This window comes from Hongsoonwoonella zoysiae, assembly GCF_013266695.1.
In the GTDB taxonomy this organism is placed as follows: Bacteria; Pseudomonadota; Alphaproteobacteria; order Rhizobiales; family Stappiaceae; genus Hongsoonwoonella; species Hongsoonwoonella zoysiae.
The window spans coordinates 2,002,918-2,024,546 of the sequence record NZ_JABRXF010000001.1 but is presented as its reverse complement, the minus strand read 5'-3'; the positions used below and the strand labels follow the sequence as shown (position 1 = coordinate 2,024,546).

Annotated in this window: 21 protein-coding genes; 9 read left to right on the top strand and 12 right to left on the bottom strand. The window is 61.2% G+C overall.

What is annotated here, in order from left to right:
* A complete protein-coding gene (gene ilvC, locus HPQ64_RS09365) occupies positions 1–1,020 on the top strand; it encodes a ketol-acid reductoisomerase (RefSeq protein ID WP_172888079.1) in 1,020 nt (339 codons plus the stop codon).
* 219 nt (positions 1,021–1,239) lie between these two features.
* On the opposite strand, the gene HPQ64_RS09360 is transcribed toward ilvC, so the two are convergent.
* The 3 genes from HPQ64_RS09360 to HPQ64_RS09350 form a co-directional block, all read right to left on the bottom strand.
* Positions 1,240–2,145, bottom strand: coding sequence for a D-alanyl-D-alanine carboxypeptidase family protein (locus tag HPQ64_RS09360; protein WP_172888078.1), 906 nt, complete (start codon positions 2,143–2,145; stop codon positions 1,240–1,242).
* Between the two features lie 64 nt (positions 2,146–2,209).
* Positions 2,210–2,971 (bottom strand): ABC transporter permease, encoded by a 762-nt coding sequence (locus tag HPQ64_RS09355; RefSeq protein ID WP_172888077.1) that lies wholly within the window; start codon positions 2,969–2,971, stop codon positions 2,210–2,212.
* Positions 2,968–3,894, bottom strand: a complete 927-nt coding sequence (locus HPQ64_RS09350) for an ABC transporter ATP-binding protein (protein ID WP_172888076.1) — start codon at positions 3,892–3,894, stop codon at positions 2,968–2,970. Before HPQ64_RS09350 ends, HPQ64_RS09355 begins: the two co-directional genes overlap by 4 nt.
* Before the next feature lie 225 nt (positions 3,895–4,119).
* Between HPQ64_RS09350 and HPQ64_RS09345 the strand changes: the two genes are divergently transcribed.
* The 3 genes from HPQ64_RS09345 to HPQ64_RS09335 all read left to right on the top strand — a co-directional run bounded on the left by HPQ64_RS09345 (position 4,120) and on the right by HPQ64_RS09335 (position 6,885).
* Positions 4,120–4,485 (top strand): BlaI/MecI/CopY family transcriptional regulator, encoded by a 366-nt coding sequence (locus HPQ64_RS09345; protein WP_172888075.1) that lies wholly within the window; start codon positions 4,120–4,122, stop codon positions 4,483–4,485.
* Positions 4,482–5,864: a M23/M56 family metallopeptidase gene (locus HPQ64_RS09340; RefSeq protein ID WP_172888074.1), complete on the top strand. Its 1,383-nt coding sequence runs from the start codon at positions 4,482–4,484 to the stop codon at positions 5,862–5,864. Before HPQ64_RS09345 ends, HPQ64_RS09340 begins: the two co-directional genes overlap by 4 nt.
* A gap of 118 nt (positions 5,865–5,982) precedes the next feature.
* Positions 5,983–6,885, top strand: a complete 903-nt coding sequence (locus HPQ64_RS09335; protein ID WP_172888073.1) for a pirin family protein — start codon at positions 5,983–5,985, stop codon at positions 6,883–6,885.
* 77 nt (positions 6,886–6,962) lie between these two features.
* Here the strand turns inward: HPQ64_RS09335 and HPQ64_RS09330 are convergent, their stop codons facing one another.
* Positions 6,963–8,537, bottom strand: coding sequence for a 2-isopropylmalate synthase (locus HPQ64_RS09330; RefSeq protein ID WP_172888072.1), 1,575 nt, complete (start codon positions 8,535–8,537; stop codon positions 6,963–6,965).
* A gap of 504 nt (positions 8,538–9,041) precedes the next feature.
* A complete protein-coding gene (locus HPQ64_RS09325) occupies positions 9,042–9,413 on the bottom strand; it encodes a hypothetical protein (protein WP_172888071.1) in 372 nt (123 codons plus the stop codon).
* On the opposite strand from HPQ64_RS09325, the gene HPQ64_RS09320 reads away from it, so the two are divergent.
* Positions 9,390–10,310 (top strand): type 2 periplasmic-binding domain-containing protein, encoded by a 921-nt coding sequence (locus tag HPQ64_RS09320; protein ID WP_172888070.1) that lies wholly within the window; start codon positions 9,390–9,392, stop codon positions 10,308–10,310. The genes HPQ64_RS09325 and HPQ64_RS09320 overlap by 24 nt on opposite strands.
* Before the next feature lie 67 nt (positions 10,311–10,377).
* On the opposite strand, the gene HPQ64_RS09315 is transcribed toward HPQ64_RS09320, so the two are convergent.
* The 4 genes from HPQ64_RS09315 to miaA form a co-directional block, all read right to left on the bottom strand.
* A complete protein-coding gene (locus HPQ64_RS09315) occupies positions 10,378–11,289 on the bottom strand; it encodes a PhzF family phenazine biosynthesis protein (protein ID WP_172888069.1) in 912 nt (303 codons plus the stop codon).
* A gap of 89 nt (positions 11,290–11,378) precedes the next feature.
* Positions 11,379–12,077, bottom strand: coding sequence for an NUDIX domain-containing protein (locus HPQ64_RS09310; RefSeq protein ID WP_172888068.1), 699 nt, complete (start codon positions 12,075–12,077; stop codon positions 11,379–11,381).
* A 35-nt stretch (positions 12,078–12,112) separates the two neighbouring features.
* Positions 12,113–12,655, bottom strand: a complete 543-nt coding sequence (locus HPQ64_RS09305; protein WP_172888067.1) for a GNAT family N-acetyltransferase — start codon at positions 12,653–12,655, stop codon at positions 12,113–12,115.
* A 273-nt stretch (positions 12,656–12,928) separates the two neighbouring features.
* Positions 12,929–13,849 (bottom strand): tRNA (adenosine(37)-N6)-dimethylallyltransferase MiaA, encoded by a 921-nt coding sequence (gene miaA, locus HPQ64_RS09300; protein ID WP_172888066.1) that lies wholly within the window; start codon positions 13,847–13,849, stop codon positions 12,929–12,931.
* 36 nt (positions 13,850–13,885) lie between these two features.
* Here miaA and serB point away from each other — a divergent pair, with 36 nt between their 5' ends.
* Both serB and HPQ64_RS09290 read left to right on the top strand, forming a co-directional pair.
* Complete coding sequence (serB, locus tag HPQ64_RS09295) at positions 13,886–14,785, top strand: phosphoserine phosphatase SerB (protein WP_172888065.1); 900 nt, start codon at positions 13,886–13,888, stop codon at positions 14,783–14,785.
* A 383-nt stretch (positions 14,786–15,168) separates the two neighbouring features.
* Positions 15,169–15,366 (top strand): hypothetical protein, encoded by a 198-nt coding sequence (locus HPQ64_RS09290; protein ID WP_172888064.1) that lies wholly within the window; start codon positions 15,169–15,171, stop codon positions 15,364–15,366.
* A gap of 41 nt (positions 15,367–15,407) precedes the next feature.
* On the opposite strand, the gene HPQ64_RS09285 is transcribed toward HPQ64_RS09290, so the two are convergent.
* The 3 genes from HPQ64_RS09285 to HPQ64_RS20605 form a co-directional block, all read right to left on the bottom strand.
* Complete coding sequence (locus HPQ64_RS09285; RefSeq protein ID WP_172888063.1) at positions 15,408–16,607, bottom strand: PqqD family peptide modification chaperone; 1,200 nt, start codon at positions 16,605–16,607, stop codon at positions 15,408–15,410.
* Positions 16,604–17,578 carry a nucleotidyltransferase family protein gene (locus HPQ64_RS09280; RefSeq protein ID WP_172888062.1) on the bottom strand — a complete coding sequence of 325 codons (975 nt, stop codon included), beginning with the start codon at positions 17,576–17,578 and terminating at the stop codon, positions 16,604–16,606. Before HPQ64_RS09280 ends, HPQ64_RS09285 begins: the two co-directional genes overlap by 4 nt.
* A gap of 356 nt (positions 17,579–17,934) precedes the next feature.
* Positions 17,935–18,060, bottom strand: coding sequence for a hypothetical protein (locus HPQ64_RS20605; RefSeq protein WP_281358261.1), 126 nt, complete (start codon positions 18,058–18,060; stop codon positions 17,935–17,937).
* Positions 18,061–18,382: 322 nt separating this feature from the next.
* Between HPQ64_RS20605 and HPQ64_RS09275 the strand changes: the two genes are divergently transcribed.
* Both HPQ64_RS09275 and HPQ64_RS09270 read left to right on the top strand, forming a co-directional pair.
* The gene (locus HPQ64_RS09275) at positions 18,383–19,414 is read left to right on the top strand and encodes a type 2 periplasmic-binding domain-containing protein (RefSeq protein ID WP_172888061.1); all 1,032 of its coding nucleotides are present in this window, start codon (positions 18,383–18,385) and stop codon (positions 19,412–19,414) included.
* Positions 19,415–19,456: 42 nt separating this feature from the next.
* Positions 19,457–21,520 carry an adenylate/guanylate cyclase domain-containing protein gene (locus HPQ64_RS09270; protein WP_343035958.1) on the top strand — a complete coding sequence of 688 codons (2,064 nt, stop codon included), beginning with the start codon at positions 19,457–19,459 and terminating at the stop codon, positions 21,518–21,520.
* Positions 21,521–21,629 lie beyond the last annotated feature (109 nt).

Below are 21,629 nucleotides of genomic sequence, written 5' to 3'. Positions count from 1 at the left end.
ATGCGTGTTTATTACGATCGCGATGCCGATCTCAATCTGATCAAGTCGAAGAAGGTCGCCGTCATCGGCTATGGCTCCCAGGGCCGCGCCCATGCGCTGAACCTCAAGGATTCCGGCGTGCAGAACGTCGCCATCGCGCTGCGTCCCGGCTCCACGACGGCGCTGAAGGCTGAAGCCGACGGCTTTGAGGTCAAGACGGTTGCCGAAGCGGCCGCCTGGGCGGACGTCATGATGATGGCAACCCCCGACGAGCTGCAGGCCGACATCTACCGCGATCATATCGCCGACAATATCCGCGACGGCGCGGCGATCGCCTTCGCCCACGGCCTCAACGTTCACTTCGCGCTGATCGAGCCGAAGTCGACCGTCGACGTCATCATGATCGCGCCGAAGGGTCCGGGCCACACCGTGCGCGGCGAGTTCGAGCGTGGCGGCGGCGTGCCCTGCCTTGTCGCCGTTCATCAGGATGCTTCGGGCAATGCGCTCGACGTCGCTCTCGCCTATGCCTCCGGTGTCGGCGGCGGACGCTCCGGCATCATCGAGACCACCTTCCAGGAAGAGTGCGAGACCGACCTTTTCGGCGAGCAGGCCGTGCTTTGCGGCGGCCTCGTCGAGCTTATCCGCGCCGGTTTCGAAACGCTGGTGGAAGCCGGCTACGCGCCGGAAATGGCCTATTTCGAGTGCCTGCACGAAGTGAAGCTGATCGTCGATCTCATCTACGAGGGCGGCATCGCCAACATGAACTACTCCATCTCCAACACGGCGGAATGGGGTGAGTACATGTCCGGCCCGCGCGTGGTCACGTCCGAGACGAAGGCGGAGATGAAGCGCATCCTCACCGACATCCAGTCCGGCAAGTTCACCTCCGAGTGGATGCAGGAATGCAAGGCCGGCCAGGCCCGCTTCAAGGCGACCCGCCGTCTCAACGACGCTCACCAGATCGAGGAAGTCGGCGAGAAGCTGCGCGGCATGATGCCCTGGATCAAGAAGGGCGCACTGGTCGACAAGTCCAGGAACTGAGGCGCAGATGCCCTTCTTGATCCAGGGTTCTCCTTTTGCGCCTGCCCTGGGCAGGACGCGGGGGATCAAGAAGGGCGCGCTGGTCGACAAGTCCCGGAACTGATCCGGTCCATTGTTCTTGAATTTACCGAAACGGACGGCCCGCCCTTGGCGGGTCGTTTGCCATTCGAAACATCACTGTCCGGAAACGCTTGACCGGCAACAGCCCCTCGGTCCGGATCAGAAATTTTCCTCGATAAGCTGCGCGACCCGACGGTCGCGCGCGCCCTCGCTCTCCCCACCCATGACGACGACGATGACGCTCTTTCCCCCGCGCCGGGCGGAAGCGGCAAGGTTGAAGCCCGACAGGCGGATATAGCCCGTCTTCAAGCCGTCGACGCCGGCCACGCGGCCAAGCAGATTGTTGGTCGCCTTGAACGTCTTCCCGCCGTAGTTGAAAGAACGCGCACGGAAATAGCTCGCGTATTGGGGAAAGCGGCTTTTGAGCGCCCGCGCCAGCGTTGCCATGTCGCGCGCGGTCGTCACCTGCGCGGTATCCGGCAGGCCCGATGCATTGACGAAGCGCGTGCGTCGCATGCCTAGCGCCCGGGCCTTTTCCGTCATCTTGCGCGCGAACGCCCGTTCCGAGCCTGAGATATTCTCCGCGATCACCACGGCAACGTCATTGCCGGATTTGACGGCGATCGCCTGCGCGGCATCCTTCACGCTGATGGTCGAGCCCGCTTTCACGCCGATCTTTGCCGGAGGTTGCGAGGCGGCGTTGGCCGATACCCTGAGCGGGCTGTCGAGCGTCAGCTTGCCGGACGCAACCTCCTCGAACAGGAGATAGAGCGTCATCATCTTGGTAAGCGAAGCCGGGTAGCGCGGCGCATCGGCATCCACTTCATGCAGCACCTTGCCGGAGCGCGCATCGATGACGATTTCCGCGCGCGCCCGCGCCTCTGCCCTTGCCGGGACTGGGCTGAGCGAGAGCGTGTTGACGGCCGCCACCGCCGGGACTGTCGTGGCGGAAGACGGGACGCTCGCCGCTCCTTGCGGCGCCACACTCTGGCAGGCGGCAAGCGCGCCCAGGAACAGAGCGGTGACGAGACCCTTCAATTGTCTGCGGACGCTCAGCCGGCGCATGTGCAATTCCCCGCGGAACTCAAGACCGTTCCTTGCAGCCTACAGAAACCGCTTCGCGGCGCAATTACGGTTTCAGCCGGTAGCCGGTCCTGAAGATCCACCAGACGACGGCAAGGCAGATGACAAGGAAAACGAAGGTCATCGACAGGCTCACCGTTATGGCGACATCCGCCTGCCCGTAGAAGCTCCAGCGGAATCCGGAGATCAGATAGACGACGGGGTTGAACAGCGTCACCGTCTGCCAGAACTCGGGCAGCATCTTGATCGAATAGAAGCTGCCTCCCAGAAAGGCGAGCGGCGTCACCACCAGCAGAGGCACCAGTTGCAGTTTCTCGAAATTGTCGGCCCAGATGCCGATAATGAAACCGAGCAGCGAGAATGTGACGCTCGTCAGAATCAGGAATGCCAGCATCCAGACCGGATGGCGTATTTCGATGTCTACGAAGAAATGCGCCGTCGCCAGGATGATCAGCCCTATGATCAGCGATTTCGTGGCGGCTGCGCCCACGTATCCGATCACAATCTCCATGGCGGAAATCGGCGCAGACAGGATTTCGTAGACCGTGCCGACGAAGCGCGGGAAATAAATGCCGAAGGCCGCGTTGGAAACGCTTTGCATCAAAAGCGTCATCATCATCAGCCCCGGCACGATGAAGGCGCCGTAGGCCACGCCGTCGATCTCTTCGATGCGCGAACCGATCGCAGAGCCGAAAACGATGAAATAAAGCGCTGTCGAAAGGACGGGCGAAATCACGCTCTGGGCAACCGTGCGCCGCATGCGGTCCATTTCGAACAGGTAGATGGTCTGAATCGCGCGCAGGTTCATTTGCGTTCCCTGACAAGGCTTACGAAAATCTCTTCAAGCGAGCTTTGCTTCGTCTGAAGGTCGCGGAAGCGTATGCCGGCATCACCCAAGTCCTGCAGAAGCGAGGTGATGCCGGTCCGCTCCCCTTGCGTGTCGTAGTGGTAGACGATCTCGTATCCCTCCCCGCCAAGCTCCAGATCGTGGCCGTTCAGCGAGGCGGGAAGGCTGTCGAGCGGCTCGTGCAGATGCAGCGTCAGCTCCTTGCGGCCGAGCTTGCGCATCAGTTCCGCCTTCTCCTCCACCAGAATGATCTCGCCCTTGGAAATGACGCCCACCCGGTCGGCCATTTCCTCGGCTTCCTCAATGTAATGGGTGGTGAGGATGATGGTGACGCCCGTTTGCTGAAGAACGCGCACCACCTCCCACATGTCGCGGCGCAGCTCCACGTCGACGCCGGCCGTCGGCTCGTCGAGGAACAGGATCTGCGGCTCGTGCGCCAGCGCCTTGGCGATCAGGACACGCCGCTTCATGCCGCCCGAAAGCGTCATGATCATCGCGTCCTTCTTGTCCCAGAGGCTCAGATCCTTCAGCACCTTTTCCAGGTATTCCGGGTTCTTGCGCTTGCCGAAGAGCCCGCGCGAGAAGGAGATCGTCTGCCAGACGGTGACGAAGGCATCCGTCGTCAGTTCCTGCGGCACAAGGCCGATCAGCCCGCGCGCCGCGCGGTAATCCTTCAGGATGTCGTGCCCATCCACGCTCACGCTGCCCGCGCTCGGGTTCACGAGGCCGCAGATAATGCTGATCAAGGTCGTCTTGCCCGCCCCGTTCGGGCCAAGCAGAGCGAAAACCTCGCCCTTGTTGATCGCAAGATCCACCTGCTTCAGCGCCTGAAAGCCGCTGTCATAGGTCTTGGACAGGCCGGAAACGTTCAGAATTGGCTGCATGGGGCGCAATTGGATACTCGCACGGGCAGGAATTTCGGAAACACGGAAAAGGGCTGCAGCGGCTGAAAAACCTGAAGAGCCACGCCAATGAACCGCATCGGAACGAAGGCTCGCGGACATTGCCAGAACAGGGCCGCGATGAAAAGGGCGGATAACAGGATTGACGATGTGCGACACATGTCGCAATATCGCGACATCGGTTCCGAGAAATAGACTAACCGCGCCATGAAACCTTCCCCAAGCGAACTGCTTCTTCTCAAGTCCTTGTGGCGGGAAAAGGAACTGAGCGCACGCGAACTGCATGAGATGGTAGCCGGTGAACTCGGCTGGTCGGCATCCTCGACGCGCAAGACGCTCGATCGCATGGTCGCCAAGGGCCTCGTTTCCCGGCGGGATCTTCACGGCATCAACGTATATCGCGCCAAGGCCGAAAAGGTTCCGACCCTTGCAGCACTCACGCGCGACTTCATCAGCAATGTCCTCGGGCTGAAATCCCCCCCTCCCGTCTCGACGTTTTCCGGCAGCAACCTCCTGAGCGAGGAAGAACTTCGGGAACTGGAAGAGCTTCTGGCAAGGGATGACGACGCATGACAATGTTCGCCGCCTCACTGGCGTTCAGCCTGCTCTGGGGCGGCGTTCTTTGGGCAGTTGCCGCAGCACTGACGAAAGCCGTCCCGTCGATAAGGGCGAGCACGTCCTTCCATTTGGCTTTGATCGTCTCGCTGGTTGCGCCCGTCATTCTGATGGTTGCGGGCATTCGGCTGGAACTGCCCATCCTGACGGCGTTTGCGCCTTCGGCCGATATCCCGGACCTGCGGGGAAGCTTCGCTCCTTACGCGCCTGCCGAATTGCTTGCTGGTCCGGCAAAGCCGCGACCATCCTTTCAATGGCAACCCCTTGGCGCCGGCATTACCCTTGCGCTCTACCTTATCGGCACAGCGGTCCATTTGCTCCGTCTCGCCCGCACATGGCGGTGGCTTTCCGCAATCGCCGCGAACGCCATGCCTGATCCCGCGCTGCCTCGCAGCGTCTGGCCCTTGCGCATCACGGAAGCTCCGGTTCCCGCATTCGCCATTGCGGGCCAGCGACGCTCGATCGTCATCCCTGAAACGCTGGTTCACAGTACGTCACCGCAACAGCTTGCGATGGTCGTCGCCCATGAGGAGGCGCACCTGAAGGCGCGCGACCCCGAAGTGGCGGCGGCTCTTTCCCTCGTCGTGGCGATCTTCTGGTTCAATCCGTTTGTGCGCGGCCTCGCGGCGCGGTGGCGTCTGGCGGCGGAGCTTCGCGCCGATGCCGCAGCGCTGGCTGACGCGCCAAAAGACATGCGCATGGCCTATGCAAGAACCTTGCTTTCGGCCCTGCGCATACCGGCGGATCGGACACTGCCATGCCCGCCCGCCACTTTCTCAACTCTCCAATTCAGGACCGAAAAGATGAGAATGACAAGTATACTGGAGGGCCGGTTCCCTGCCCGCAAGAGCCGATATTCCGTTGCCTTTGCCGCTGTTCTTTCGCTCGCGCTGACCGGCGTCGGCGCCGCGTTTGCCACTTCTTCCCTGGCCGGCCCCGGCGCGGCCAGGATCGTGGAGGGCCGTCTGGCGGTGCCCTTCGGCATCATCCGAAAGGATGGAACATTCCACAAGGGCATCGATATCGCGGCACCCGCCGGCACGGCGATCCATGCTCCGGAAGATATGGTGGTGGTCGAGGCGAGCGACGTTTTCCGTGGCGAGCCGCGCTACGGCAAGGGCGTGGAACTGCGCTCCGTCGACGGGACGCGCCGCGCGTTCTTCACCCATCTTGCCGCCTATTCGGTGACACCCGGAGACCGCTTGAAAAAAGGCGATACCTTCGCCGCCGTCGGCATGAGCGGATCGACACAGAAGCATGCCCACCTTCATCTTGAGGCATTCGAGGGCAGCAGACGTGTCGACCCCGTCAGCCTCTGGCCGCAATTGCGCAACTGATGAGCGCCGGAAATGGTATCGTTCGCGGCCGGTGAACATACCGTTCCCCCCGCCCACCTGTATTTGGGACCATTCACGCCCTACATTGGCGTCAAGCGTAAACAAAGGGTCCAGATCCATGTCCATCCGCCCCGTCAAGCAGTTGAGCAGCGCCCAGCCCACGCTGGAGGGCGCCGGCGTTCATCTTCACCGCGCCTTCGGTTTCGGCGATCCCGATCTTGCCGATCCCTTCCTGCTGTTCGACGATTTTCGCAACGAACGCCCGCAGGACTACAAGGCGGGCTTCCCCTGGCATCCGCATCGCGGCATCGAGACGATCACCTATGTGCTCGCCGGCACTGTCGACCATGGCGACAGCCTCGGCAACGCCGGTTCGCTGGGTGCGGGCGACGTGCAGTGGATGACGGCCGGGCGCGGCATTCTTCACCAGGAGATGCCGAAGGGTGACGACAGGGGGCGCATGCACGGCTTCCAGCTCTGGGCGAACCTGCCTTCCTCGCTCAAGATGACCGAGCCGCGCTATCAGGACGTCAAGGGCGCCGATATTCCGGTCATCGTCGACGATGACGGCACGACGGTGCGTGTCGTCTGCGGCGACTTCTGGGGAAAGCGCGGGCCGGTCGACGGCATCGCCGCCGAGCCGCAATATCTCGACATCTTCGTGCCGGCCGGCAGGCGCAAGGCCTTTCCGGTCGACACCTATCGAAAGGCCTTCGCCTATATTTTCGAAGGGTCCGGCACCTTCCGCGATGCGTCGAAACCCTTCGGCGTGCTGACGGAAAAGGAGTTCGGGGGCGAGGAGCTGAACATCCGCGATGAAAGCGGCAACCGCACGCTCGTCGTATTCGACACGGGCGACGAGGTCGTCGTTCAGGCGGGCGACCATGGCATCCGCTTCCTGCTCGTCTCCGGCGCGCCGATCCGCGAACCGGTCGCCTGGCACGGGCCGATCGTCATGAACACGCGCGAGGAACTGATGCAGGCCTTCAACGAACTGAGGGCCGGCACGTTCATTCGCTAAACTGCCCGTAATGAAAGCAAAAAGCCCCAGAATTTCCGGGGCCTTTTTCATGGCTTGCTATCTATGCAAATCCCGCCTCAAACGGCGCGGAGCTCCTGATGCCCCGGCCGGTTCTGGCGGGCGAGCAGCTTGTTCAGCGCGGAAACATAGGCCCGCGCGGATGCGACGAGCGTGTCCGTATCGGCCCCCTTGCCGGTGGCCATGCGCCCGTCGGCCTCAAGGCGCACGGAGACTTCCGCCTGCGCGTCCGTGCCTTCCGTTACCGCGTGCACCTGGTAGAGTGATAACGTCGCGTCATGCGGCACGATATCCTTGATGGCATTGAAGGTCGCGTCCACCGGGCCGTCGCCGGTCGCCTCGCGGGTTTCGTGGCGTCCGTCGATATCCATCGTCAGGATCGCCTTTTGCGGCCCGCCCGTGCCGGCGATCACGGTCAGCGCGATCACCTTGATCTGCTCGCCCTGCGTCGCGATCTCGGTTTCGATCAGCGCCTCGATGTCCTCGTCGTAGACGTGCTTCTTGCGGTCGGCCAGTTCCTTGAAGCGGCGGAAAGCGTCCTGGAAGGCGTTGTCGCCGACCTCGTAGCCCAGCTCCTTCAGCTTGTCGCGGAAGGCGTGGCGGCCGGAGTGCTTGCCCATGACCAGCGACGTCGATTTCACGCCGACGTCCTCGGGCCGCATGATCTCGTAGGTCTCGGCGTTCTTCAGCATGCCGTCCTGGTGAATGCCGCTTTCGTGCGCAAACGCGTTCTTGCCGACGATGGCCTTGTTGTACTGCACGGGAAAGCCCGATACGGCGGAAACGAGCTTGGAGGCCCGCGTCAGATACTTCGGGTCGACGTTGCACGTATAGGGCAGAATGTCAGCGCGAGTGCGCACCGCCATGACGATCTCTTCAAGTGCTGCATTGCCCGCGCGCTCGCCAAGCCCGTTGATCGTGCATTCGATCTGCCGCGCCCCGCCCGCGACACCGGCCAGCGAATTGGCGACCGCCAGCCCCAGGTCGTCATGGCAGTGGACTGAAAAGATCGCCTTGTCGGCATCCGGTACGCGGTTTCGGATCGTCTCGAACATCGCGCGGTATTCTTCCGGCGTCGCATAGCCCACCGTATCCGGCAGGTTGATTGTCGTGGCGCCTGCCCTGATCGCCGCTTCCACGCACTGGCACAGATAGTCGATCGGGGTACGGGTTGCGTCCATCGCCGACCATTCCACGTCGTCGATCAGGTTGCGAGAGCGCGTCACCGTGTCGGTGATGATGTCGAGCACCTGCTCTTGCGTCTTGTTCATCTGGTGTTCCAGATGGATCGGCGAGGTGGAAACGAAGGTATGGATGCGCCCGCGTTCGGCATGGCGCACCGCCTCGCCGGCACGGTCGATATCGGCGTGGATCGCGCGCGCCAGCCCCGCGATGACGGAGCGCTTCGTGCGCCTGGCGATCTCGCAGACCGCCTCGAAATCGCCGTTGGAGGCGATCGGGAAACCCGCCTCGATGATATCGACGCCCATGTCATCGAGGATTTCGGCGACCTGCAGCTTCTCTTCCAGCGTCATGGATGCGCCGGGCGACTGTTCGCCGTCGCGCAAGGTGGTGTCGAAGATGCGGACTTCGTCGCTCGCGGTTACCGCGCCTTTGGTGCTTTCAGCGGTCATGGATCGTGTTTCCTGCCTGCTTGCGCCGCCGCCGGAGCCTCAATCATCCCTGGGCGATCGGGGCGGGGCGCGAAAATCTGTCGGGTGAAGCGTTATTCATCCCCTAAGCGCCCGTCCTCGACTATCGGGTCAGTCGACGCTCAGGGGCATCTAAGGAGGAGGTCGCCAAGTAGGAGGAGGTCGCGGCCAAGCGCGCGCGCACGGATCGCGTCAATTGCGTTCGTCCTGGAACCTGCAATGTGACCTTTCGCGATCATCACTCGTGCTCAAGTCCTCGGCTTGCTTGCGGCAAAAAGTCCCCCGATCGACGGGAAACGCTTTCAAAGATGTTCGACCGCAATACCTAGCAAAGCGTTAACGACAAGACTGGTAGCGCATCCGCCGCCCCCGTGCAAGTCTCGCGCGGCACGGCCGGGCAGTGATGCCTGGCCGGCCGGCACCGAGAGCGAGCGCCGCGCGCGAGCCGCGCTACAACTACGGAAATCACGTTGATGGAAACCCTGGTCATTTCCAGTCTTCGGGAGAGAATGCACGCAGAGATATAAGCATAACGGTATGGAAACTTTTAGCGTGCTTCCATTCAGGGTTGTAATCGGAAAAGAAATAAAGTCCATGCCGACCGACAAACTGTTGCTTCTTCAAAAGCTCCGTCACCTCCTCGGCCTGTTCGAAACGCGGCGCATAGCCGTCGCCAGCAAGGTCCTGGGAGTGGGCGAAGAGAATTTGCGGCAAACCATCACGGACCTGCAAAGTCATTTCGATGCGCAGTTGTTCCAGGAAAGCGGCGGAGAGTTTCTGCCGACCGCTGCCGGCGCGGCGGTTCATCGTTACCTGCTTGCCGCGATCGACGAAATGGAACGCAAGATCTCGGCGCATGTATCTTCGAGCAATCCGGAACGCGCGAAGCAGATACGCCTGATCGGTGCTCATGCCGCCAATCCTCTCACGCGCTCCGTGCTGCCGGATTTCGTCGAGCAGCTGTCGCAATCGACATCGTTCGATTTCCAGATCAAAGGGTTTGCATCGCAAGCTGACCTCATTCGCGCGTTGCGCGCGCGCGAGGTTCATTTCGCTGTCATGCTTCCGCCAAAGCGCGGCCATGTGGACAAGCCCAGCATCGGCATGGCGCCCTTCAGCCCGCAGCGCGCAGTGGTATGCATTTACGCCATGCGCTTTGCCATGATCAGCTTCCGCCAAACCGGACTCACAAGCCTCGGCGATCTTGTGGGACAGCGTGTGGCGACCGGCTTCGGACCGAACTCGCTCGTCGACGAATATCTCGATGCATTCCTGCGCGACCATGTGGGAGGACGCGAGAACATCTCACCCGTTCCGTGCGAAAATATCGCCGACGCCATGCAGCGCCTGCGCGCGCGCGAAATCGCCGCCACGCCCTTCCCCCTTGACGGAATCAAGATCACGTCGCTGGCGCGCGGGCTCGTGCGCCCGCTGGAGGGGATGCTTTCCCGCGCCACGGTCCAGAAGATAACCCACGATCATCCGGGCCTGCGCGTGCGCTGCACGGAACTCTTCGGCAATCGGAACGTGACGATGATCGAGACGCCGATCATCGTCTATGCGGCTCAGGACATGGCGGACCGGGAAGTCCATGCAATGATTGCGGCGGCCAAGGACTTTTTCAGATTCTACATAAAGCACCGTTACGGCAAGATGCCGCCCGCCGGCTTCTTCGACCCCAAGCCCCTCGGCCTGATGACGCATCCGGCCAGCGTGGCCCATTTCGGCCATTCGCAAGGTGGCGCGCTCCACTGACACCTTCGCGACCTGCGTCAGGTCTGCCGGACCGGCTTTCCGGTCCGGCGCCGCCGATCGCTCCGTCTCAAAGATAAAGCTCGCCTCTTGCCACGACGACCGCCTGCCCGCCGATGCGCACGCCGTTAAGCTTTCCGTTGTCCAGGTCGATTTCGAGATCGATGAGGGATGGGCGGCCCATGTAGTAACCCTGCTCGATGCGCACGAAATGCGTGCCGTCCAGAAGCTCGTCGAAATGGTGCACGACGCCGGCGAAAGCCGCCGCCGCCGCCCCCGTCGCCGGGTCTTCGGCAATGCCCATCGTCGGTGCGAACATGCGTGCGGAAAAGGCGGAATCATGCGCCGTCGTTTGCCGGCAATAGACATAGACGTCCTTGTGCACTTCGGCGCCGAAGGCCGCATCCCAATCCTGCAACTGCGGTTTGGCGCGCGACAGGGCGTCGAGGTTGGCGACGGGAACGAACGCGAAAGGCACGCCGGCGTCGAAGCAGGACGGAACGTGATTTTCGAACCCGATCTCATGCGGCGACAGGCCGAGGGCTGCGGCGATCGGCTCCTTCGAGCCGACGGGCATGCTGGGCACGGAAAGCTTCGGCACGTCGAATTCGGCGAAACCCGCCGCCCCGCCTTTCAGCACCACGCCGCATCGTACATTGCCGATATTCTCCTCCAGCACCACCACGGCGTCCGCATCCGCTTCCACTTCCCCGAAGCGCTCATGCGCCAGCAGGATCGCGGTGCCGACGGTCGGATGACCCGCGAAGGGAAGCTCGCGCGCCGGCGTGAAGATCCTCACCTTTGCCGAATGGGCGGGGTTATCCGCCGGGAGCACGAATACCGTCTCCGACAGGTTGAACTCCTTGGCGATCGCCTGCATGCGCTCGTCCGAAAGGCCCTCCCCGTCCAGCACGACGGCAAGCGGGTTTCCGGCAAGCGCACGGTTGGTGAAGACGTCGAGCAGGGCATATCGTCGGGCCATCGGCGAAACCTTCTATCTCGGGCAGCAAAATAGGGCCGCACTGTTGCATGGCAGCCGCCGCGATTCCAGTTTCAACAACGTTCGTAAATTCAAATTGCGAGCAGTCGGTCCGCAAGCGCCCGCGCATAGGGCGGCATTGCCAGCCCGTCCGTGTCGGACGATTTTGAAAGGACCACTGCCCCTTCCAGTTCGGGCCGTTCTTCTCTGGCGTTGTGTTCGTCGACCCGCGCCACGATTTCCTTGGCCGTATAGGGAAACTCGAAGACGCGGGAAATGGAGATCCTCGGCCCGTCGAAGAGGGCGAAGGTCGAATGCGTCAGCGCCTCCCCGGCGTCGAGCCCGGTTTCCTCTCCAAGCTCGCGGGAAATCGAACCCTCCACATCCAACTCGCCGTCCTCGCGCAGGTCGTCCGGGTCCAGATTGCCGCCGGGCGGATAGACCAGGCCCGCAGTCGCTGTGTAGGCGGCCATCTTGCCGAAAACAAGCTCCCCTCCCCGCGCACGGATGACGGCGGAGCCGAACAGGTTGCGGATGTTGGGGTCGGGGTAGTTCCAGTCGCGCCAGGCGAGAAACGCCGCGTAGGACGCTTCCACCATGGAGCCGGAAAACACGCCGTCGGCCATGTCGAAGCTTGCAAGCTTCATCACGCGCCCGTTCCAAAGGTGCGGATTGTCAGCCGTCAGCTTTCGCCAGTGCTGGTCGATCCTCTCCGCATTTTCGGCTTCGAAGCGCCACGCCTCACCCGTCAGGCGAACGGCGAGCTGTCTGACAGGCAGGAGGTCGATCAAGAATAAAGCTTTCGTGGTGTATTCCGGTAAAGCGCTTATGCCGTCATGGGATAGCGCCTGGCGATGGCAGGCGCAAGCACTTGCAACCTGTCGTAGGGCCGGCCGTCGATCAGCACGCGCTTCGTGCAGGTAAAGCCCGCCTTTTCCATGACGTGGCGCGAGGGTTCGTTCCCCGCGAGCACGAAGGCGATCAGATGCGTGTAATAGGTGTTTTCGAAAAACCAGTCGATCAGCTTCGGCGCCAGTTCGGAGGCATATCCCTGCCCCCAGTACTTCGTGCAAAGGCAGATCGAAAGGGCGATTTCCGAGGTCTGCTCAAAAACGAGGAAGCCTGCCCGGCCGACGAATTCGCCGTCCAGCGTTTCAACCTTCCACTGGCCGAAACCGTAGCGCTCCTGCTTGTGAATGAAATCGTCAAGCCGCTGGGCAGCCTGCGCATCCGACAGGATTTCGTCGCCCGGCACGAGGTGCCGGTTCACTTCCGGGTCAGCATGAAGGGCTTTCAAAAGGGGCAGATCCGACATCGAAAAACCGAGAACGCGCAATCTTTCCGTCTCGAAGATCGTCGGAGTGTCCATTTATTCCTCCTGCGGCTCCCGTGGAGCCGTTTCTTGAAATTTCCCGTCCGGTTACGGCCGTTTCCCGGCCTTGTTAGGGTTTTGTTTATTCATATTCGCAATCAGGCTCGTGATTCGCAGCCTTATACCGCTCACCGGCGTGTGATGCATAGTGAGTTAGACTAAAGTTTAATCGTGAGAAAATGATGACGCAATTCCATTGCCGTTCAATTTTTCAACCTCATCCTTATAAAAACGCTGCGGCAATTATATGAACATCGGCATTCAGATTGCTCACGCGTTCGTGAATTCGCGTGAAATCCCTTCGATATCAAAGTTTAACGGATCGATTCGCCGCCAATCCTTCAACTGCCCACGCAGGAATGTCTCCTGCCGCTTGGCATAGCGTCTGGTCTCCGTTTTTGCCCGTTCCACGGCCTCGCGCGGGGAAATTTCGCCGCGGGCGGCGCTTGCAAGCTCGCGCAGGCCGATGGCTTTCATCGCGGGCAGCAAGGGGTCGAGGCCGCGCGCGGCCAGCCTTGCCGCCTCCTCCGCCGCGCCTTCATGCATCATTTCCTCAAACCGCCGGTTGATTCGTTCGTGCAGCCACGCCCGGTCCGGGGCAAGCACGATCCGAATGCCGCTCCCCGGCGCGAGGATCGGCGCGGTTCTGGCTTCCTGCCAACTGGCCAGCGAACGACCCGTCGCCTCGAAGACCTCGAGCGCGCGCACGATCCGCTGCGTATCGCCGGGCTTCAGGCGTTTCGCCATCGCCGGGTCGCGTTCGCCAAGCAGCGCATGGAGCTCGCTGCTCTCACGCTTTTCGGCCTCGCCGCGCCAGTGGGCCCTCACCGCTTCGTCGACCGGCGGAACTTCGGACAAGCCTTCGGTAAGCGCCTTGAAGTAGAGCCCCGTGCCGCCGACGAGGATTGGCGTCCTGTCCATGGCGGTAACATCAGCGATAGCCCTTTCGGCATCGGCAAGCCACTGCGCGACCGAATAAGCGCGCGCGGCGTCCACATGTCCGTATAGCAGATGCGGCACACGCTTTTCCTCGTCCGCGGAAGGCCGCGCCGTGAGCACCCGCAGATCCTTGTAGACCTGCATGGAATCGGCGTTCACGATTGTGCCGTTCAGCCGTTCGGCCAGCCGCATCGCCAGGCCCGACTTGCCGCTTGCCGTCGGCCCCGCTATCAGGAGCGCGGAATAACGCAATCTCTCCCCCGTTCACGTTCGCGAGCCACCGCCAGTATGCCCCTGATCGCCACCGTCATTTCCGATCCCAAAGCAGCAGCAATTGACGATACGCTCGTCGCAAGGCTCCGGAACCACTTCTCAATAACCGGTGAGGCGCGCGTGCTCAATGAGCGTATCGCCCTTGACCTTGCGCTTGATGATGGCGGCACGCCTCCGCGCGAGCTTGCGGCAACAATGCGTGAGGCCGCCGCGGATCGCCCGGTCGACGTTTTCGTTCAGCAGGATGAAGCACGGCGAAAGCGGCTTCTCATCGCCGATATGGATTCCACCATGATCGGCCAGGAATGCATCGACGAGCTTGCTGCCGAGCTTGGCTTGAAGGACCGTATCGCGGCGATCACCGAGCGCGCCATGCGCGGCGAGATCGAGTTCGAGCCGGCTTTGCGCGAGCGTGTAGGCCTGCTCGCCGGGCTCGACGTTGCTGTGATAGCAAGCGTTATCGAAAACCGCATTACCCTGACGCCGGGCGCAAAAACGCTTGTCGCCACGATGCGCACGAACGGGGCCTATTGCGCGCTCGTCTCGGGCGGCTTCACCGCCTTCACATCGCACATTGCCGCGGAGATCGGCTTTGACGAAAACCAGGCCAACACCCTTTTGACCGAGGGCGGCAAGCTGACCGGCAAGGTGGCCGAGCCGATCCTCGGGCGGGACGCCAAGCGCGCGCGCCTGCAAGAGCTTGCCGACGAGAAAGGCCTTGCGATGTCCGAAACGCTCGCCGTCGGCGACGGAGCGAACGATCTGGCGATGATCGAGCTTGCCGGCCTCGGCGTTGCCTATCACGCCAAGCCCACGGTGGCCGAGCAGGCGGATGCGCGCATCGATCACGGCGATCTTTCAGCCCTTCTTTACCTGCAGGGTTATTCGGCCGGTGAATTTGTGGCTCAGGATTGAAAGCCGGCAAAAGCTTCAGCCTCGATACGCCGGCGAGCGGCATTCTACGCCGGGCAGCCCATTTCCGGCGCCCTCATCTCCCGTACGGTGTCTTTTGAGGCTTGGCATTGCCAATTAATTTAACGTGCTAAATTTAATGCACGCCTCTCAAAACCACAAATACTACCGGATTAGTTCGAATTATTCGTAAATTTGACAATGAATAAGCTTTCATCTCAGGAAATTGAAACACCGGCGCATTTCTATTTCGCAACAAACTAAATCCCTTCCGTTTTTCCTGTCTCGCAGCCGCCGCTTGCCGGGATTAAATTTGGAGACTGAGTTTGCAGGAGTATTCGGCCGTGTACGAGAAGTCTGGCCATTCAACCGGAAGAATCGATCCTGTGGATCAAACCGACCAGGGACGTCGGGAGTTTCTGGCACGGGCCGGCCGGTTTGCGGCCTTCACGCCGCCGGCGGTCACTCTGTTGCTTCACACGACGATGAACTCCCCGGCGATTGCCGGGTCCGGCGGCAAGCCGGGCTGGGGTTATGGCGACAAGAACCACGATCATTCGGGCCCGCCTGGCCTTTTCAAATAAAGTTGACCGTCGCTTTGCGAGCGAACCGGAAGTTCCCCGCTTCATTCCGCCCCGTTATCAAGCCGGTTTAAAAGCCGGCTTGAAGCCTCGCCGGCATCGCCATATTCCGCTGTCAGGCAATCGGCATCTTTCAGCAAATCGCACAATGCGGCAAAGCCCGCTTTCGAAAGCCGTTGGTCGGTGTTCACCGCCTCGCTCAAAAGCGCCGTCAGTGCGTCGGCCCGCGTGCAGGGCTCGATCGTGCAGGCCCGACCCAGCGTAAATCGCGGAAAGACGACCGCGCCTATTCCGGCCGCACCCGCAGACCAGTTGCGCGGGCGCAGATATTTCACCATCTTGCCGTCGGGGCGCAGATAGCCCGGTTCCGCCGGAAGTTCGCCATATGCAGGGCCGAGCACGCCGACCGCACCCGCTTTCACGGCAAAGGAGAAGGCCAATCCGCTGACCGATGGCTGCGAAGGGTCGATCAGCGCCACATCGTCGGCGATAACGGGAAGTCCTCCGGCATGAAGGCAGGCGGCAAGCGTCGTCTTGCCCCTGCCCGAGCCTCCCGCAATCAGGACGGCGGCTCCTCGATGGTCGAGGGCTGCGGCATGAAGCGCGAAAACGCCCGGCGTCCCGGCCAGGATGATGCGCAGCACCTGCTCCTTCAGGTGGACGGCAACGGCGCTTGCATCCTCAAGCCCGGTTTGCGTATCGCCCGGACGGTCCACCCGGTATCCCGCACCTTCCGGCAGCACTGACAGCGCGACATCGCCTTTGCTCGATGCCCCGCTCCGCATATGCCCCGCTAGCGCCTCCCAGGCGGAAAATGTCTCGTCGTCCGGAAAGTCCACAGCAAAGCGCATCCCGCCAACCTCGTAGACCGCGCCGGCGGAAACCTTTTGCCTTGGGGTCATGGAGCCGACGGGGTGTGCCGGCGCGTCCGCCCACTCGCCTTCCCCGCCATTCAGGAGACCCCGCGCCTTCCATTCGGCAAGACATGCGGCGATGAACCCTTCCGCCTCGCCGACATTTTGTCCCACGGCCTCGGCCAGATCCTTCACGATTTCCCTCCGCGCGCGGCCGGCGGAGAGAGCTTCCCAGAGCGCGCCGGAAAGCGGGTCGAGACGGTAAACCGCCTGCGCGGCTTCATCGAAAACGAGGCAATCGTTGCCCAGTCGGCAAAATTTCACGCTTTCCTTCGGGTGAAAGCCGTTGTCCGGGCCCTCGCTTCCTTCGCGTGGCGGGGCATTCGTCATTGCCGTATCATTCCCCGTGTCCCCCTCCAGATCGCAAGAAGCGTAGCAATCACGCGCCCGTCCAGGCGGCGAACGGCAGGGTTGCATTCGATCGCCAGTTGACGGCGATGGAAAAGCCGCGCGAGCACCCCCGCCTTCCGCCCGTTGACGGGAACACCCGCGAAGCGCTCCAGATTGAGAAAAAACACCTCACGGGCAAGCGCAAGCATCGGCGAGGCGAGGCGGCGGCGGACCGCATCCCAATCCACCGTCCCGCCCATGGCGGAAACCTCGCGGCAATCCAGCAACCTGCGAAGATCGACGATACCTGAGAACAGCCGGCGGTCGCGGATCATGTCGTGGGCAATAAGCTGGACGATCCATTCCTCATTGGAGGGAACGAAGAAGCGCAGCCGCCCCTGCCTCACCTCGCGCCTTGCGCCCGGCGCCTCATCCGCAAACAGGCGTTGGGGCCCGGGCGGCCTCATGTGCAGGTCAAGGGCTGCGGCATCCTTCGGGCGGAAGAACTTTCCCAGCGCATGCGGGCCGGCGGCATCCTCCAGCGCCGCATAGCCAAGTCGCCCGATCCGCGCCAGCGCCGCCGCCCTGTCCGCCTCCGTCACGAGCATGTCAAGATCGCTCATCATCCGGCAGCCGAGGCGCTTTGCGTCAAGCAGCATCAGAAGGGCCGTTCCCTTGATGAGCAGCGGTTCGACCCCGGCCTCGTTCAACGCCTCGATGCACTCTGTGGCCTGCGCGTGCAAGCTGCGGTTACGTTCCTCGTTACGTTCATGAAGAAACGCGAGATAGGAGCGCGCCTCCTCCGGCACATGTTGAAGCAGCCCGCCCTCCCGAAGCGAGGTGAAAAGCGCGGGCGCGACGAGATGGCGGTTCGCCACTTCTATGACGCCGCCCCACCCGTCATCCGGCGGCAGCGTGCCGTGAAAGGCCGCGATAAGCGCTTCAAATGCGCAGGCCCCGCTCGCCGGCATGACGCATTCCTCCCTCGGCGGCGCAAACATCAGCCCCGAAGGGCTATCTTGCCGCACGGGCGGCGCCAACCAAAGCAAAAGAATGCCGTAACGTTACTGATTTTTATGAATGTTTCCGCCCGGTACCACTCCGCGCCGGCTTGACAAGGCCGCTGCTTCGCATGCGCATACGTTCATTAGTGGAATTTCAGGCGAAATCCGCCTATGGCCACCTTTCGATGACAACCTCGCCGGAGCGCGGGTCCGTCACGCCAAGAGCGCTTTCCACGAAAGCGGAACCGCTTTCGTGATCAGAATTCGCTCCAGATTCAATGTCTTGCGGTCGGCTTACGGAGCCGGATTCAATGAGCATATCCTTATCGCGAAATCCGATTCGGATTTTGCGGGATATGCTCCAGATCGCCGCCAAGGCCTTCCAGCAAATCGCGCGACTTGTCGAGCGAGGCGATCATCGCCGGCCGCGCGGCGACAAGGGCATCCATGCTCTCTCACTCGCCAACGAGAACGAACTCCCGCTTGCCGGGCGGAAGGTTCAATCGTAGCCCGCGCACGCGGGATCCGGATCGGCTTGGCCGCATCGAGCATCCAACCGGGTCCTGGATTTGAGCGGAATAATCAGGATCAACGCGGGAACGTCCGAGCCAGTTTGTGCCTCCAGGATAGGCGCCGCGCACGATCACGTGACCTAGGGTCTGAGCCCTAATTTACTGAGACCGATTAAGGAAAATCACCCGCTTTTCCTGGCAAGACGCGCCCAGATCGCTCGTATGCATAACCTGTGCTAAAATACCGGAGAGGTCGTTCATGAAACCTTTCACGGCTATTATTGTATTCTCAGCACTTCTTTTCTCGCTGGCATTTGGCGAAGCGACGGCGGCGTCTGAAAGTATCCTCGACCGCGTGCGAGAGCGTGGCTACGTAAAATGCGCGATCGGCAATCGTCTCGTCGGCGATACGCGTATTGGCGAAACCGGATATGAGGGATTTTTCCCCGAATTCTGCCGGGTTGTGGCGCTTGCGCTCTTTGGCGACCGCAATGCGGTTGAAATGTCGCCGACGCTGATCCGTTACGGATTGCAGAGCGTCTCCGAAGGGGAAGTCGATATCTACGTGTCGAATGTCACATGGACCTTCTCCCGGGACATGTCCTTGAAGCTGACGCCCGCCGCTGTGCTTTACTATGACGGGCAAGGCTTCATGTCGCACCGGGGCACTGTTCAAGGCGCTCTTGCAGAGCTTTCCGACGCGACCGTTTGCGTATCCCGAGCCACCACGACGATAGGCAATCTTGAGGACTATATTGCGCTTCATGGCCTTTCCTGGCGCGTTGAAGCATTCGAATCTTCGCAAGGCCGCAACGATGCATTCTTCTCGCGGCGATGCGACCTGCTCACGACGGATCGGTTTGCGCTGGCGACTATGCGGTCCGCGGCGATGGATGACCCCCACAATTATGTCTTGCACGACGAGATCATCTCGAAGGAGCCGCTCGTCGCCTATGTCAGCACAATGGATATGATGTGGGGGAATGTCGTTCGCTGGGCGATCTTCGCCACCATCCTTGCCGAGGAAAAGGGCATCACAAGCGAGAATTATCGCGATCACCTGGAAAGTCGCGACCCGGTGGTACGTCGGCTCCTTGGCGTTGATGAGAGCCCCGGCAGCGAAGCGGTAGGCCTGTCGCCGTACTGGGCGCGCAATGTCATCTCGGGTGCGGGGAACTACGGCGAGATTTTCGGTCGCTATCTCGGCGAAGGCAGCGAAATGAAGATGAAACGCGGGGCCAACCGGCTCTGGAAGGATGGCGGCTTGTTGTACACCCCGCCCTTCCGTTAGCGGGCTCCTGCCGTGGCGTCCCCCGACATCGTGGAAACAAGGGTGCGACGGCGCATCTCGACCCTGTTATTCGCCATTTTTGCCGGCATCGCGGGTCTCGTGTTGATCGGACTGATCGTGATGAGCGTTCGCCTGTTCGAAATACGGTCCGAACTTTCGCAGTTGCGCGATAACGCTCTCCCTCGACTGGTAAAACTTGCCCAGCTTTCCCAGGAGGCCTCTGCGACCAGTTCAATCGCACCGGCGCTTAGCAGCAACCCCTCGCGAAGTGAATTCGATACATTACTTTCTCGCATCAATGACAAGGAGACCTCGCAGAAAACACTGATCGAGGAACTCGACGGACTATATGGGGATGAGGACCCCTCAAACACCCTCCGGAAAAATGGCGATCTCCTGACTGCCAATCTGGCAGCCCTGACTGATGTTGTGCGTGAACAGATCGCGATCAGCGAACGGCTCGAGGATCACGATATCTTCCTGCGCGGGCTGCTTGAGGTCCTGTCAGATGGTAAAGGCACGGGCGCGCAGCGGGAAGGGATAGCTCCCGATGGTAATGCGATCTTTTTGGCGCACGTGGGGGAAGCCGGAAGCAGGGCCATCCTTAAGACCCTGAATTTGCTCCTCGACCCTAACCGCGCCCGTCTATCGCATAACCAGGAGGAGATCGACTCGGATGTTCAAGTCCTGGTCGAGACACTTGCAGCCGGCGACAACTCGTTGTCAAAGAATGTCGACGAGCGGGTCGTCGCGGTTCGGAGGTTCGTCGAGTTCTGGTCCGGGCAGAAGGACAAAGTCTATGCCGATAAAGCATTGGCACTGGCGAACGAATTCAGGATCAAGGCTCTCGCTGAAGAGAATTCGTTTGTCGCCAACCGGCTGCTCAGCAGCGCCAGCAACACGTTCTGGCGCGCCAGCAATGAACTTGAGGCGCAAGTCGCGCGGGTAAACGACACCACGCGTCTCACCCTCGCCTCGATTTTTGTTGTGGCGCTTGCATTTGCTATCGGGAACTTTTTCATCTGGTATGTCCTGAAGCGCCGCGTATTCGGCAGGTTGGACCGAATTCGCGATGCGCTGCGCACATTCGCAGAAACCCGCGACCGGACATTTGCAGACCCGATCCCGGATGAAATCGGAGAAATCTCGACCTCGCTGAGGCATTACATGGCGGTGATAGACGATCGCGAGACCAAGCTTGCCGAAAAATCAGGCGCACTCGAACAACTCTCGAAGCAACTCGCCAAATATCTTTCGCCTCAGGTCTATGATTCGATTTTTTCCGGCAAGCAGGAAGTGAAGGTTGCAAGCAGCCGCAAAAAACTGACGATCTTTTTCTCGGATATCGCCCGCTTCACCGAAACAGCCGACCGGCTTGAGTCGGAGGAACTGACACAACTGCTCAACCAATACCTGACCGAGATGTCCCGCATCGCTCTCGATCACGGAGCCACGATCGACAAATATGTGGGCGACGCGATCCTGATCTTCTTCGGCGACCCCGAGACATCGGGCGTAAAGAACGACGCACTGGCCTGCGTCTTGATGGCGATCGCCATGCGCCGCCGGATGCGGGAACTTCAGGACGCATGGCGCGAAGCCGGCATTGAAAAGCCGCTGAAAGTGCGGATGGGCATCCACACGGGCTACTGCACCGTGGGCAATTTCGGCAGCGAAGACCGAATGGATTACACCATCATCGGCAGTGCCGTGAATATCGCCGCCCGGCTTGAAGAAATGGCGGAACCGGGCGAAATCCTGATCTCTTTCGAAACCTTCGCGCATGTCAGCGAAGCGATTTTCTGTGAGGAGCGAGGCATGGCGGAAGTGAGAGGCGTGGCCTATCCGGTAGCGACCTACCGGGTTGTCGACAGCTACGAGAATCTCGGCCGCGAACGCCGGCGTATTCAGGAAAATCATGCACATCTTCGCCTTGAACTGGATCTCGAGGCCATGAATGCAGATGATCGACGCCGGGCGGAGAGAAGTCTGAAGGGGGCATTGGAAAGCCTCTTGTCTCATAATAATTCGCCCGAACACAAAAGGACGCTAAGCTCGAAGGCATCTGAAACCGCCCGTGCCGTGCGGAAAAAGCGCAATCAGTAACTGGCTTGAACGCCTTTTCGCCGAAGGGATCTTCCGCTCGCCAGGAAATCGGCGCAGAACCGATATCTCGGGAATATCCTTGCCGCACAACCATCAGCCCAAAACAAAA

What these genes read in the sequence shown, in the direction of transcription:
- HPQ64_RS20605 (WP_281358261.1), bottom strand. Translation starts at nt 18,060, where the DNA reads ATGGATGCCCTTGTCGCCGCGCGGCCGGCGATGATCGCCTCGCTCGAC.
- HPQ64_RS09360 (WP_172888078.1), bottom strand. Translation starts at nt 2,145, where the DNA reads ATGCGCCGGCTGAGCGTCCGCAGACAATTGAAGGGTCTCGTCACCGCT.
- HPQ64_RS09285 (WP_172888063.1), bottom strand. Translation starts at nt 16,607, where the DNA reads ATGACGAATGCCCCGCCACGCGAAGGAAGCGAGGGCCCGGACAACGGC.
- HPQ64_RS09345 (WP_172888075.1), top strand. Translation starts at nt 4,120, where the DNA reads ATGAAACCTTCCCCAAGCGAACTGCTTCTTCTCAAGTCCTTGTGGCGG.
- HPQ64_RS09325 (WP_172888071.1), bottom strand. Translation starts at nt 9,413, where the DNA reads ATGCGCCGAGATCTTGCGTTCCATTTCGTCGATCGCGGCAAGCAGGTA.
- HPQ64_RS09320 (WP_172888070.1), top strand. Translation starts at nt 9,390, where the DNA reads ATGGAACGCAAGATCTCGGCGCATGTATCTTCGAGCAATCCGGAACGC.
- HPQ64_RS09280 (WP_172888062.1), bottom strand. Translation starts at nt 17,578, where the DNA reads ATGCCGGCGAGCGGGGCCTGCGCATTTGAAGCGCTTATCGCGGCCTTT.
- HPQ64_RS09330 (WP_172888072.1), bottom strand. Translation starts at nt 8,537, where the DNA reads ATGACCGCTGAAAGCACCAAAGGCGCGGTAACCGCGAGCGACGAAGTC.
- HPQ64_RS09275 (WP_172888061.1), top strand. Translation starts at nt 18,383, where the DNA reads ATGAAACCTTTCACGGCTATTATTGTATTCTCAGCACTTCTTTTCTCG.
- HPQ64_RS09350 (WP_172888076.1), bottom strand. Translation starts at nt 3,894, where the DNA reads ATGCAGCCAATTCTGAACGTTTCCGGCCTGTCCAAGACCTATGACAGC.
- ilvC (WP_172888079.1), top strand. Translation starts at nt 1, where the DNA reads ATGCGTGTTTATTACGATCGCGATGCCGATCTCAATCTGATCAAGTCG.
- HPQ64_RS09305 (WP_172888067.1), bottom strand. Translation starts at nt 12,655, where the DNA reads ATGGACACTCCGACGATCTTCGAGACGGAAAGATTGCGCGTTCTCGGT.
- HPQ64_RS09355 (WP_172888077.1), bottom strand. Translation starts at nt 2,971, where the DNA reads ATGAACCTGCGCGCGATTCAGACCATCTACCTGTTCGAAATGGACCGC.
- HPQ64_RS09315 (WP_172888069.1), bottom strand. Translation starts at nt 11,289, where the DNA reads ATGGCCCGACGATATGCCCTGCTCGACGTCTTCACCAACCGTGCGCTT.
- serB (WP_172888065.1), top strand. Translation starts at nt 13,886, where the DNA reads ATGCCCCTGATCGCCACCGTCATTTCCGATCCCAAAGCAGCAGCAATT.
- HPQ64_RS09340 (WP_172888074.1), top strand. Translation starts at nt 4,482, where the DNA reads ATGACAATGTTCGCCGCCTCACTGGCGTTCAGCCTGCTCTGGGGCGGC.
- HPQ64_RS09335 (WP_172888073.1), top strand. Translation starts at nt 5,983, where the DNA reads ATGTCCATCCGCCCCGTCAAGCAGTTGAGCAGCGCCCAGCCCACGCTG.